Annotated in this window: 12 protein-coding genes; 4 read left to right on the forward strand and 8 right to left on the reverse strand. The window is 73.1% G+C overall.

Annotation, left to right across the window (positions count from 1 at the left end; translation table 11 throughout):
* Positions 1-15: 15 nt before the first annotated feature.
* On the reverse strand, positions 16-1,020 hold the full coding sequence (locus tag ACZ6WH_RS21800; RefSeq protein WP_469729971.1) for a cation diffusion facilitator family transporter: 1,005 nt from the start codon (positions 1,018-1,020) through the stop codon (positions 16-18).
* A gap of 315 nt (positions 1,021-1,335) precedes the next feature.
* On the opposite strand from ACZ6WH_RS21800, the gene ACZ6WH_RS21805 reads away from it, so the two are divergent.
* Positions 1,336-2,508 carry a cytochrome P450 gene (locus ACZ6WH_RS21805; protein WP_469730017.1) on the forward strand — a complete coding sequence of 391 codons (1,173 nt, stop codon included), beginning with the start codon at positions 1,336-1,338 and terminating at the stop codon, positions 2,506-2,508.
* A gap of 43 nt (positions 2,509-2,551) precedes the next feature.
* Here ACZ6WH_RS21805 and ACZ6WH_RS21810 read toward each other — a convergent pair whose 3' ends face one another.
* The 6 genes from ACZ6WH_RS21810 to ACZ6WH_RS21835 all read right to left on the reverse strand — a co-directional run bounded on the left by ACZ6WH_RS21810 (position 2,552) and on the right by ACZ6WH_RS21835 (position 7,650).
* Positions 2,552-3,802 (reverse strand): cytochrome P450, encoded by a 1,251-nt coding sequence (locus ACZ6WH_RS21810; RefSeq protein WP_469729972.1) that lies wholly within the window; start codon positions 3,800-3,802, stop codon positions 2,552-2,554.
* 22 nt (positions 3,803-3,824) lie between these two features.
* Entirely contained in the window at positions 3,825-4,454 is a 630-nt protein-coding gene (locus tag ACZ6WH_RS21815; protein ID WP_361553602.1) for a GTP-binding protein, read from the reverse strand.
* A complete protein-coding gene (locus tag ACZ6WH_RS21820) occupies positions 4,435-4,788 on the reverse strand; it encodes a DUF742 domain-containing protein (protein ID WP_469729973.1) in 354 nt (117 codons plus the stop codon). Before ACZ6WH_RS21820 ends, ACZ6WH_RS21815 begins: the two co-directional genes overlap by 20 nt.
* Entirely contained in the window at positions 4,785-5,207 is a 423-nt protein-coding gene (locus ACZ6WH_RS21825; protein ID WP_361553608.1) for a roadblock/LC7 domain-containing protein, read from the reverse strand. The genes ACZ6WH_RS21820 and ACZ6WH_RS21825 overlap by 4 nt, the downstream gene beginning before the upstream one ends.
* Positions 5,204-6,832, reverse strand: coding sequence for a sensor histidine kinase (locus ACZ6WH_RS21830; protein WP_469729974.1), 1,629 nt, complete (start codon positions 6,830-6,832; stop codon positions 5,204-5,206). Before ACZ6WH_RS21830 ends, ACZ6WH_RS21825 begins: the two co-directional genes overlap by 4 nt.
* A 425-nt stretch (positions 6,833-7,257) precedes the next feature.
* On the reverse strand, positions 7,258-7,650 hold the full coding sequence (locus ACZ6WH_RS21835) for a winged helix-turn-helix transcriptional regulator (RefSeq protein WP_432856645.1): 393 nt from the start codon (positions 7,648-7,650) through the stop codon (positions 7,258-7,260).
* 63 nt (positions 7,651-7,713) lie between these two features.
* Here ACZ6WH_RS21835 and ACZ6WH_RS21840 point away from each other — a divergent pair, with 63 nt between their 5' ends.
* Positions 7,714-8,829, forward strand: coding sequence for a Gfo/Idh/MocA family oxidoreductase (locus tag ACZ6WH_RS21840; protein WP_469729975.1), 1,116 nt, complete (start codon positions 7,714-7,716; stop codon positions 8,827-8,829).
* Between the two features lie 33 nt (positions 8,830-8,862).
* On the opposite strand, the gene ACZ6WH_RS21845 is transcribed toward ACZ6WH_RS21840, so the two are convergent.
* A complete protein-coding gene (locus tag ACZ6WH_RS21845; RefSeq protein ID WP_469729976.1) occupies positions 8,863-11,286 on the reverse strand; it encodes a phosphoketolase family protein in 2,424 nt (807 codons plus the stop codon).
* A 289-nt stretch (positions 11,287-11,575) separates the two neighbouring features.
* Between ACZ6WH_RS21845 and ACZ6WH_RS21850 the strand changes: the two genes are divergently transcribed.
* Both ACZ6WH_RS21850 and ACZ6WH_RS21855 read left to right on the forward strand, forming a co-directional pair.
* Positions 11,576-11,989: a hypothetical protein gene (locus ACZ6WH_RS21850; protein WP_469729977.1), complete on the forward strand. Its 414-nt coding sequence runs from the start codon at positions 11,576-11,578 to the stop codon at positions 11,987-11,989.
* A 133-nt stretch (positions 11,990-12,122) separates the two neighbouring features.
* Complete coding sequence (locus tag ACZ6WH_RS21855; RefSeq protein ID WP_399718130.1) at positions 12,123-12,509, forward strand: DoxX family protein; 387 nt, start codon at positions 12,123-12,125, stop codon at positions 12,507-12,509.
* Positions 12,510-12,650: the final 141 nt, after the last annotated feature.

Below are 12,650 nucleotides of genomic sequence, written 5' to 3' on the forward strand. Positions count from 1 at the left end.
CGCGTCGCTCCCGGCTCAGTGGTCGTGCGGCCCCGCCCGGTGCACGGGCCCGTGCGTGTCGGCACAGTGGGCGCCGGAGGAATCGGCCCGATGCCCTATGCGCAGCAGTTCCTCGCCGTCCTGCTCGCCGAGGTGGTCGACCTGGAGCGTGGCGTGGGTGATGCCGTACTCGGCCGCCAGCAGCTCCTGCAGCGTGCGGCGCACCTTGTGGCAGTCGCCGCCGGGCTCGACCAGGACATGCGCGGAGAGCGCGGGATCACCTGAGGTGATCTCCCAGACGTGCAGGTCGTGGACCTCCACGACCTGGTCGGCGGCGACCAGCCGGTCCCCCAGCGCGTCCGGGTCCACACCGGCGGGCGCGGCCTCCATGAAGATCCGGCCCGAGTCGCGGACCAGCCCGATGCCCGCCTTGAGCATCAGCGCGACCACCAGCAGCGACGCGATGGCGTCCGCGCGGGCGAAGCCGGTGGTCAGCACGACCGCACCGGCCACCGCCGTGGCGATGAAGCCGAAGAGGTCGGTGAGGATGTGCTGGTAGGCGCCCTCGACGTTCAGGCTGGAGCGGTTGGCCTTGGAGATGCACCAGGTCGCGACGAGGTTCACCGCGACTCCGGCGAGCGCCGTGACGAGCACCAGCCCGCCGGTGACCTCGGGCGGCTCGATGAGCCGGTGAACGGCCTCGTACGCGAGCCAGACCGACAGCACCAGGAGCGTGACGCCGTTGGCCTGGGCGGAGAGGATCTCGGCGCGCTTGAGGCCGTATGTGTAGCCGCCGCGTGCCGGGCGGGCCGCCAGCCGCATCGCGATCAGCGCGAGGACGATCGAGGCGGCGTCGGTGAGCATGTGTGCCGCGTCCGAGATCAGGGCCAGGGACCGGGCGATGAATCCGATCACGACCTCGATGGCCATGAACGCGGTGATCAGGATCAGTGCGGCGCGCAGCCAGCGGCGGTCCGCGTCCGCCGCCACGGCGTGCGAGTGGCCTGAGTGATCACCGTGCGCGTGGGCGTGCCCCGTCATGGCCCACTCCCTCCTGGGTCGGGCGGCATGGCTGCCGCAAGGGCCCTCGAACGAAGGAAACCGCACTTCGGCGAAAGATCCAAAGGCTGCATCGGTACCCGTTGTCATTCCCCCGGCATCCGGGTATCGCCGCAGTTCAGAGCCGCGTGCGGGCGGGTGTCCCGCGCGTCGTCCCGAAAAGGATCTCCGCTTCCGGTCTTGAAAGGGCGCCGGACAGAGACGATCTTGGTACGGACCGCAGGACCCCATCCACACCCCCAGGGAGCGTTCTTGGCCGCGAACCGAGAAGCGCCGGACATACTGTCGCCCGAGTTCATGGCGGACCCGTACGCCGCGTACCGCGTCATGCGCGACGACTTCCCGCTGCTCCACCACGAGCCCACCCAGAGCTACATCGTCTCCCGGTACGAGGACGTCGAGCGGGCTTTCAAGGACCCGGCGTTCACCACCGACAACTACGACTGGCAGCTGGAGCCGGTGCACGGCCGGACCATCCTCCAGATGAGCGGCCGCGAACACTCCGTACGCCGGGCCCTGGTGGCGCCCGCCTTCCGCGGCGTGTCCCTCCAGGAGACCTTCCAGCCGGTCATCGACCGCAACGCGCGCGAGCTCATCGACGGCTTCCGCGACGCGGGCCGGGCCGATCTCGTCGCGCAGTTCGCGACCCGCTTCCCGGTGAACGTCATCGTCGACATGCTCGGCCTGGACCGCGGCGACTACGACCGCTTCCACCGCTGGTACACCGCGATCATCGGCTTCCTCGGCAACCTGAGCCAGGACCCGGACGTGGCCGCGGCCGGGCTGCGGACGCAGCAGGAGTTCGCCGCGTACATGCTGCCGATCATCCGGGAGCGGCGCGCGAACCCCGGCGACGATCTGCTCTCCACGCTGTGCACCGCGGAGATCGACGGCACGGCGATGAGCGACGAGGACATCAAGGCGTTCTGCAGCCTGCTGCTGGCCGCGGGCGGTGAGACCACCGACAAGGCGATCTCCAGCGTCATGCACAACCTGCTGCGCCACCCGGAGCAGCTGGCCGCCGTGCGGGAGGACCGGTCGCTGATCGAGCGGGCCTTCGCCGAGACGCTGCGGTACACGCCCCCGGTGCACATGATCATGCGGCAGCCGGCGGAGGACGTTCTCATCGGCGGCGGCAAGGTGCCGGCGGGCGCCACCGTGACCTGCCTGATCGGCGCGGCCGGCCGGGACGAGCGGCGTTACGCGGACCCGGACACCTTCGACATCTTCCGCGACGACCTGAAGTCGGCGACGGCGTTCTCCGCCGCCGCCGACCACCTGGCCTTCGCGCTGGGCCGGCACTTCTGCGTCGGCGCGCTGCTGGCCAAGGCCGAGGTGGCGGCCGGTGTCGGGCAGCTGCTGGACGCGCTGCCGGACGCGGCGATCGAGGACGGGGCCACCCCGCGCGAGCAGGGTGTCTTCACCCGCGGCCTGGACGCGCTGCCGGTGACGTTCACGCCGGTGGGCTGAGCACGAGGGACCGTACGGGGGCGCCCCCGTACGGTCCCGTGTCTCAGGCGGGCCCCGGCGTGTACGTCGGGGTGAAGGTGACCGGCAGCCCCGTCAGGCCGCGCATCCACACCGACGGGTGCCAGACCAGGTCCTTGTCCGGCACCGCCAGCACCACGTCCGGCAGCCGGTCCAGCAGCACCTCCACCGCCGCCCGCGCGATCACCTCAGCCAGCTGCGGCGCCGGGTAGGGGCACGCGTGCTCGCCGTGGCTGAACGCCATGTGCGCCTGGTTGCCGTCGGCGTCGGCAGCGGTGAAGTCGGGCCGCACCAACGGGTCGTTGTTGGCCGCCGCCAGGCCGAGGACGATCATGTCCCCGGCCTTGATGCGGTGGCCGCCGAGCTGGGTGTCGCGGGCCGCGAAGCGCCCGATGAAGTTCTGCGTGGGGGTGTCCTCCCACAGCACCTCGTTCAGCGCCTGGCCGACGCTGCGCCGCCCGCCGGTCAGGCTGACCGCGAAGCGGTCGTCGGTCAGCATCAGCCGCAGCGTGTTGCCGATCCAGTTGGCCGTGGGCTGCTGCGCCGCCGCCATCACCACCAGCAGGTCGATGACCACCTCTTCGTCGGTCAGCCCCGCCGGGTGGGCCAGCAGCCGCGACGGGATGTCCGGGCCGGGCCGCTCGTGCTTCACCGCGAGCAGGTGGGCCATCCGCTCCGCGACCCGCCGGTGCGCGTCGATCGCGCCCTCGTGGACGTCCAGCGACTCGGCGATGTCCCGTACCAGGCCGGGGACTTCCTCGGTGGGGGCGCCGTACAGCTCGGCGACGACACGCAGCGGGAGCCCCAGCGCGTACTCGGCCATCAGGTCCGCCTCGCCGCGCCCGGCGAAGGCGTCGACCAGCCGGTCCGCGACCCGCTCGCAGATCTGCCGCAGCTCGAACTGGTCGATCGCCAGCAGCGCGTCGCTGATCGCGCCGGCCCGCCGCCGGTGCTCGGGCCCCTCGGCGAACATCACCGACGGCTGGTATCCGACGAACGGCAGCAGCGGCCAGTCGTCCGGCACCCGGTCCCAGGCGTGCCAGCGGCGCGAGTCGCGGGGGAACAGCTCGGGGTCGGAGGTGACCTGGTGCAGCTCGCGGTAGCCGATCACGAACCAGGCCGGGAAGCCGCCGTCCAGCAGGATCGGCACCACCGCACCGTGCCGGCTGCGCATCTCCCGGTACAGCCGGGCCGGATCGCCGCTCAGCCCCTCGCCGTACAGCGGGACGGCCCCTGCGGAGACGGGGCAGCCGGCGGTCTGCGGGGCTTCGGTCACGGTGCACCCTCCTGAACTCGGTTCATGCGGTGGTCTCCTGGGCGGTGAGCGCGTACAGGTGGCGGACGAGGGAGATCAGCACCTGCTTGCTGGACTCCCGGTCGCGGGCGTCGCAAGCGATCAGCGGCACGCCGGGGGAGAGGTCCAGCGCGTCCCGTATCTGCTCCAGGGTGTGCCGCTCGCCGCCGAAGTCGTTGTGCGCGACCACGAACGGCATCCCGTGGGCCTCCAGGCGGTCTATCGCGTACCAGGAGTCGTCCAGCCGCCGGGTGTCGACCAGCACCACCGCGCCCAGCGTGCCGGAGAAGAGCCGGTCCCACAGGAACCAGAAGCGCTCCTGGCCGGGCGCGCCGAAGAGGTACAGGACGTTGCGCTCATTGATCGTGATGCGGCCGAAGTCGAAGGCGACGGTGGTCGTCGACTTGCCCTCGACGCCGGCCGGGTCGTCCACGCCCACGCCGGCCTGGGTCATCGTCTCCTCGGTGTTGAGGGGACGGATCTCGCTGACCGAGCGGACCATGGTGGTCTTGCCGACGCCGAAGCCGCCGACGATCACGATCTTCAGGCCGTTCTCGGCGGACTGGTGCAACGGGGCCCGTACGTTCTCGTCCACGGCGGTCCCGGCCGTGTCGTCACAGGCGGTGGAGTGCATCGAGCACCTCCTTCAGCAGGTCGGGTTCGGGCAGCTCGGCCCGGGCGGGCGTGCGCGGATGGCGGGCGGTGATCCGGCCCGTGTCGAGCAGGTCGGTGAGCAGGATCCGGACGACGCTCACCGGCAGCCGCAGCGCCGCCGACAGCTCGACGACCGCCGTCGGGCGCCGGGCCAGCTCCAGGATGCGGATGTGCTCGGACTGCATCCCGGGCGCCGGCTCGCACTCGGCCACGATCAGCGTGACCAGGTCGAAGGCGCTGCCGGTGGCCCGGCTGCGGCCGCCCGTGACGGTATAGAGCCGGTCCGGGTCGTCGTCCGGGCCCAGCGGGCTCATGCCGGTCGGCCCGGCGCGCCGCCGTCCTCGCGGGGCGCGGCGCTGAGGTACTCGCCGATCTGCTCGACCAGTTCGTTCATGTTGAAGCCGATCACGCCGACGTCGGCGTCCTCGACGGCGACCACGGCCAGATGCGCGCCGTGCCCCGCCTCGACGATGAAGAGGATCCCGCCGTGGAACTCGGTCATGGCCTGCCGCACCCCGCCGCTGCCGTCGCCGAATTCCACGGAGGCACCGTGCGACAGCGACTGGATGCCGGAGGCGATGGCGGCCAGCTGGTCGGCCTGGTCGACGCTGAGGTCCTTGGAGTGGCACAGCTTCAGGCCGTCGCGGGACAGCACCAGCGCGTGCCGCGCGCCCGGCGTCTTCTGCAGGAGGTTCTCCAGCATCCAGTCCAGGCGGTTGTCGGTGGTGTTCATCGGGGATCGTCCTTCGGGGCTTCTTCGGGGGTGGTGGGCCGGGCGGGCGGGGCCTCGCCCTGCACGGCCCGGCGGAAGGAGCGCAGGCGCGCCGCCGACTCCTCGTGGGAGCGGCTGCGGGTGCGTCCGGTGGCCGACGGGTTCTGCGGGATGGGCGCGCCGGCCAGGGTCTGGCCGCGGCGCCGCTTGGGCAGCCCGCTCGGCCCGTACTCCGTCGCGGGCGCCGGGCCGGCTCCGCGCGGCGCGGGCACGTCCGGCGCGTCCCGGTGGGGCGTGCTCCGGTCGTGCGGGTCGTCCGGGCTCCGCGGCGCGCCCCCGTCGCGCGCGGTGCCCGCGTCCCGGTCGGGGACGGTGAAGCGATCGTCGGTGGCCTCCCGTACGGCGCGCGCCGCGGTGGCGTCGCCGCGCTCGCGGGTGGCGGGCAGCTCGGGCACGTCACGCTCGTGCACCTCGCGGTCCTGCAGGTCGTGCGCGGTGCGCAGGCGCGTGGCGGGCGTCTCGCCGGCCGCGGTCCGGGCGTCGTCCGGCCGGTGCGCGGGCTGCTGGGAGATGAGGTGCTGCGGGACCAGCACGACGACGCTCGTGCCGCCGCGTGCCGAGGGCCGGAAGGAGACGGTCAGGCCGTGCTTGCCGGCCAGGCAGCCGACGACGGCGAGGCCGAGCCGGGTGCCGGACAGCGACATCAGGTCCAGCGTCTTCGCGGAGACCGCAGCCTCGGCGCGGCGCAGCGCCGTCTCGGTCATCACCAGGCCGCTGTCCTCGACACTGATCACGACGCCGGCCTGCGCCTCCTCGACGTACACGTGCACCGTCGAGGTGGGCGGCGAGAAGGAGGTGGCGTTGTCCATGATCTCGGCGAGCGCGTGCATCACGCCCTCGGCCGCGTGCCCGGCGACCGCCGCGGTGCTGCTGCTGTGCAGCCGGATGCGGCGGTAGGCGCTGATCCGGCCCATCGCGCCGCGCAGGATGCTCTCCATGGTGATCGGCTTGTTCCAGCGGCGGCCGGAGCGGGAGCCGGTCAGTACGGCGATGCTGTCCGCCAGCCGGCCCGCCTGCGCGGTGCTGTGGTCCAGCTTCAGCAGGTCGCCCAGGACCTCTTCGCCGTGCCGGTGCTCCATCTCGCGCAGGTCGGCGAGCATGCTGGTGGCCAGGGCCTGGACCCGGCCGGCGGCGCTGGCGCAGGCGGACATCGCGGCGGCCCGCATCCGCTCACCCCGGCCGACCTCGGTGGCCAGCGTCTCCACGATGCGGCGGTGCGCGGCGGACTCCGGCATCGGGGTGTGCCCGAGCGCGGTGCCGACCGAGGCACCGTCCCGCAGCCGGGTCACCAGCGCGGGCAGCGTCTCGGACGCGAGCTGCTCCGCCGCGGCCTCCACCCCGGCGAGCCGCGCACGGTGCCGGGCGGCGGTACGGAACGCGTACACCGTGGCCGCCACCAGCACGCTCAGCGCCACCGCCGCCGTGCCGCAGCACCACGCCAGCCAGGTCCGCGACTCCGCCGGGCCGGCGAGCACCGGCCACAGCGCCAGGGCGCCGGTCACGACGAGGGCGGCGAGGAGCGCGTAGAGCGCCGCCGCCAGGGGCGAGCGTGCCGGCTGCGGACGGGTGGGTGTCTGAGCTGACATCAAACGGGTCCTCGGGCGGTCGCGGGGTCGCAAACAGCCCTGCGGGCGCAGGACAAGCGAAGATCGACTGCACCCTATCCGCTTCCTACCGGCGAGCAACTTCCGCGTAGGGACGAACTTTTGAATGTGTGTCCGGACCCGGAGCGCCGCTCTTCCCTCACGTGCGCTTCCACCGGATCTGCGAAGTTCGCCGCCCGCCCTTGTTGAACATGATTATCAACTGCTACGGTTCCGGTATGCGCCGCGCGCCGTCCGGTGTCCGGCCCCGCCCGGGGTCGCACGCCCCGGACGGCCCGGACTCGGGAATGCCCAGCGGGCCGGCAGCCCTCGTCGGGCATTCCCGTCGACCGGGCGGTGGCGGGTGCCGGAGGACTGCGGTCCGGCGCCCGCCCCGCCCGGCGCCCGACCGGCCCCTGTCCTGCCGGTCATGCGCCCGGCACCGGCGGCTCCGCGACGAAGCTGCCGGTGTTGGCGCGCACCCACGTCCGCAGGTGCGCGAGCGGCTCCAGCGCGCCGCGCCCCAGTGCTGTGAGCTCGTACTCGACGCGGGGCGGGACCTCCGCGTACACGGTCCGGTCGACCAGGCCGTGGTCCTCCAGCCGGCGCAGGGTCCGGGTGAGCACCTTCGGACTCACGCCCTCCAGCTTGCGGCGCAGCTCGCCGAAGCGGCGCGGGCCGTCCTCCAGCGCGGTGATCGCCAGCCCCGTCCACTTGTTGGCCAGCAGCTCGAAAACGGCCCGGCCCGGGCAGAGCAGCGCATAGATGTCGTGCCGGGAAGCCGGCTCCGTACGGGGGTGAGGTCCTCGCTGAGCAGTCATGGTTTCCAAAAGGTAGCAAGGGTCCTTGCGGGTTATCAGGCCGCTGGGCCTAGCGTCCCGGCCATGACGCACTCCACCGCACCCGTCCGTATCGGCATCATCGGCCTCTCCGCCCGCGGCGGCTGGGCCGCTCGGGCCCATCTGCCCGCGCTGACCCGGCTGCCCGGCTTCGAGGTCCGCGCCCTGTCGGCGAGCAGCACCGCATCGGCGCGCGCTGCCGGCGAGAAGTACGGCGTCCCGCTCGCCTTCGGGAGCGCCGGTGAGCTGGTCCGCAGCGGCGAGGTGGACCTCGTGGTGGTCAGCGTGAAGGTGCCGCGGCACCGCGAGGCGGTACTGGCGGCGGTCGGGGCCGGCAAGGCCGTGCTCTCGGAATGGCCGCTGGGCAACGGCGTGGCCGAGGCCGAGGAGCTGGCCGCGGCCGCCGCGAGGGCGGGCGTACGGACCTTCACCGGGCTGCAGGCCCGTACCTCGCCGGCGGTCCGGTACCTCCGTGACCTGGTCGCCGACGGCTACGTGGGCGAGGTGCTCTCCACCGGCCTGGTGGCCTCGGGCCGGAGCTGGGGGGCGGAGTTCCCGCGGGGCGTCGACTACCTCCTGGACCGGGAGAACGGCGCCACCATGCTGACCATCCCCTTCGGGCACACCATCGACGCGTTCACCATGGTGCTGGGCGAGTTCGCCGAACTGGCGGCGGTGACCGCGACCCGGCGCCGCACGGTGCGCGAGCAGGGCACGGGGCGCTCCGCGCCGATGACCGCCGAGGACCAGGTCGCGGTGAGCGGCGTGCTCGACACGGGAGCGGTGGCGTCCGTGCACTTCCGCGGTGGCCTGTCGCGCGGCACCGATTTCCACTGGGAGATCAACGGCACCGACGGCGACCTGGTCGTCACCGGCGACTCGGGCCACCTCCAGCAGGCCGTCCTCACCGTGCGCGGCGCCCGCGGCACCGCCTCCGACCTGGCCGAACTCCCCGTTCCCCGCCGCTACTACGACGTCCCGTCCCTCGGCGACGTGGTCGACCGCACCCCGTACAACGTCGGCGCCCAGTACGCCGAGATCCGCGCCGACCTCGCCGAAGGCACCGCTTCCGTACCGGACTTCGCGCACGCCGCCCGGCGCCAGCGGCTGCTCGCCGGGATCCAGCGGTCCGCGGCGTCGGGCGAGCGCGTCACCTTCTGACGCGCCCGCCTTCTGACGACCGGCTTCCGGTGGTCAGTGGTACGGCCACGTCCAGTCCGCGACCTCGGGCATGTCCGTGCCGCGCTCACGGATGTAGGCGTGGTGCCGGGTGCGCGCGTCCTGCATCTCCTGGCGCAGCGCCGTGGCCCGTACGGCGAGCCCCGGCACCCGGTCGATGACGTCCATGACCAGCCGGAACCGGTCCAGGTCGTTGATGACCACCATGTCGAACGGGGTGGTCGTGGTGCCCCGCTCCTGGTAGCCGCGTACGTGCAGGTTCTCGTGGCCGGTGCGGCGGTACGCCAGCCGGTGGATCAGCCACGGGTAGCCGTGGTACGCGAAGATCACCGGCTTGTCGGGGGTGGACAGCGCGTCGTACTCGGCGTCCTTCATCCCGTGCGGATGGTCCTCGCTGGGCAGCAGCCGCGCGATGTCCACCACGTTGACCACCCGTACGGCCAGCTCGGGCAGGTGCTCGCGGAGCAGCGCGGCCGCCGCCAGCACCTCCTGGGTCGGCACGTCGCCCGCGCAGGCCAGCACCACGTCCGGGGAGGCGCCGCCGCGCTCGGTGCCCGCCCAGTCCCACACGCCCGCGCCCCGCGCGCAGTGCGCGATGGCCTGGTCCATGTCCAGCCAGTCGAAGGTGGGCTGCTTGCCCGCGACGATGACGTTGACGTAGTCCCGGCTGCGCAGCGCGTGGTCGGCCACGGAGAGCAGGGTGTTGGTGTCCGGCGGCAGATAGACCCGGACGGCCGGCGGGTACTTGCTGAGCACGTGGTCGACGAAGCCCGGGTCCTGGTGCGAGAAGCCGTTGTGGTCCTGGCGCCAGACGTGCGAGCTGAGCAGGTAGTTCAAGGACGGTACGGGACGCCGCCAGTCCAGGTCGCGGGTGACCTTCAGCCACTTGATGTGCTGGTTCACCATCGAGTCGACGATGTGCACGAAGGCCTCGTAGCAGGAGAAGAGGCCGTGCCGGCCGGTGAGCAGATAGCCTTCCAGCCAGCCCTGGCAGGTGTGTTCGGAGAGGATCTCCAGCACCCGGCCGTGCCGGTCCAGGTCCTCGTCGGTGTCCAGCAGCCTGTCCTGCCAGGTCTTGCCGGAGGCCTCGTACACCGCCTGCAGCCGGTTCGAGGCCGTCTCGTCCGGGCCCACCAGCCGGAAGTTGCGGCTCTCAGCGGTGTCGGCCATGACCCGCTGCAGCAGCTTGCCGAGCACCTTGGTCGGTTCGCGCAGCTCCGTGCCGGGGCGCTCGACCGGCACCGCGTACTCGGTCAGCGGCGGCATCGGCAGCGAGCGGGTCAGCTGCCCGCCGTTGGCGTGCGGATTGGCGCCCAGCCGGCGCGCGCCCTCCGGCACCCAGCGCAGTACCTGCTCGCGCGGCGCGCCCCGCTCGTCGAACAGCTCCTCGGGCCGGTAGGAACGCAGCCAGCGGTCAAGTTGGCGCAGATGGTCGGGGTTCTCGCGGGTGGCGGCCAGCGGTACCTGGTGGGCGCGCCAGGTGCCCTCGACGGGCTTGCCGTCGACCTCGCGCGGCCCGGTCCAGCCCTTCGGCGTACGGAGCACGATCACCGGCCAGGGCTGCCGCGCGGGCGGGGCGGTGGCGGAGCCCTCCCGCGCGGCGCGCTGGATGGTGCCGATGCGGTCCAGCGAACGGTCCATGGCGGCGGCCAGCTCGCGGTGCACGGTCTCCGGATCGTCGCCGGTGACGTAAACGGGGTCGTGTCCGTACCCGCGCAGGAGCGCGTCCAGCTCCTCCTCGGGCAGCCGGGCGAGCACCGTCGGATTGGCGATCTTGTAGCCGTTCAGGTGCAGGATCGGCAGCACGGCGCCGTCGTGCCGCGGGTCCAGGAACTTGTTCGAGTGCCATGAGGTGGCCAGCGGGCCGGTCTCCGCCTCGCCGTCGCCGATGACGCAGGCCACTACCAGACCGGGGTTGTCGAAGGCGGCTCCGTACGCGTGCGCCAGCGAGTACCCCAGCTCGCCGCCCTCGTGGATCGAGCCCGGCGTCTCGGGCGCGACATGGCTCGGCACCCCGCCCGGGAACGAGAACTGCTTGAACAGGCGCGCCATGCCCGGCTCGTCCTGCGCGACGTCCGGATAGATCTCCGAGTAGCTGCCCTCCAGCCAGGACCCGGCGACCACCGCGGGCCCGCCGTGCCCGGGACCCCAGATGCACATCGCGTCCAGGTCGCGCTCGACGATCACCCGGTTGAGATGGGTATAGACGAGGTTGAGGCCGGGCGAGGTGCCCCAGTGGCCCAGCAGCCGGGGCTTGATGTGCTCGGGCGCCAGCGGCTCGCGCAGGAGGGGGTTGTCCAGCAGGTAGATCTGGCCCGCGGCGAGGTAGTTCGCCGCCCGCCAGTGGGCGTCCAGTGCCCGTACGTCCTCGTCGGACAGCGTGCCGGCGCCCCGCTCGCCGCCGTCCACCGCCGTCCCGGTCCCCGGTGCATCCCGCATGAATCAACCCTTCTCCGGCCTACCCGTCGAACCGACCCTTTCCATGCTGGGAGCGGGGGCGCCACCCGGCAACGCAGGATCGGCCGGGGTACGCGGTACCCGTGACCGGGAGAGAGATGCCCGCGGGCGTGCTGCGGAAGGTGGGCGGGAAGAGAGATGCCCGCGGGCGCCCTGCGGGAGGGGGCCGGACGAAAGGCACCCACGGACGCCCTGCGGAAGGGGAACACGTCACGTACCGTGCGGGCAGGGAAGGCGGCGGACGGCCGCCGTACGCGAAGGGGGAGCGCGGATGGATCCGGAGATCGCGACGCTGGCGGGCACCGCCGGCACGACGCTCGTCACGCTGATGGCCACCGAGGCCTGGCAGGGTGTACGCGACGGCGTCGTCGGCCTGTGGCGGCGGGCCCGCCCGGACCGCGCCGACGCCGTCTCGGCCGAGCTGGAGGCCGCCCGCGAGGACCTGCTCGCGGCCCGCGACTCCGCCGACGAGGAGACCGAGGAAGAGCTGCGCCGGGACTGGCAGGGCCGCATCCGCCGGCTCCTCGCCGCCCGTCCGGACGTCGCCGACGACCTGCGCGCACTGCTCGACGAGGCCTCCCCCGGCGCGGCCCCGGCGGCGCCGGTGATCACTCAGCACGCCACCGCGTCCGGCTCGGCCCGGGTCTACCAGGCGGGCCGGGACCAGCACATCCACGAACGGTGACACCGGTCACGGCGGGGCCCGAGTCCCTTACGAGCCAACTTACTCCGGAGTAATGTCGCGTCTCCCGGCCCGTTCCCCGGGCCGTACCCCGGCCGGCACGTCCGGCCGCACCCCGGCCCGCACAGGAGGCGTCATGTCCCGCACCGCCGACCGCACCGCCCGTTCACCCAAGCTGCTCGCGGGCCTGCTGGCCGGTGCGGGGGTGCTGCACTTCGCCGCGCCGAAGCCGTTCGACACGACCGTGCCGCGCGCCCTGCCCGGCTCGGCGCGCGGCTGGACGTACGCGAGCGGCGTGGCCGAGCTGGCCCTCGCGGCCGGCGTGGCCCACCCCCGGACCCGGCGGGTGGCGGCGCTGGCCACGGCCGCCTTCTTCGTCGGCGTCTTCCCCGCGAACGTCCAGATGGCCGTCGACTGGCGCCACCGCCCCGCCCCGCTGCGGAACGCGGCCTTCGCGCGTCTCCCGCTGCAGGCCCCGCTCATCCTGTGGGCCCGCGATGTCGCCCGCAGGGCGGGACGGTGAGCGGGGCTGACCGGCCCGGCCTCGCCGCGTGTCGGGGGTAAACCCCCGGCGGCTCCTGGCACATGCCCCATGTGGCTCCTCGCGCATTCCCCATGCAGCTCCGGGGACTTGCCCCAATGTGCCGGGTGGGGCGGGAGCGAC

Source organism: Streptomyces sp. NPDC050806, assembly GCF_055586425.1.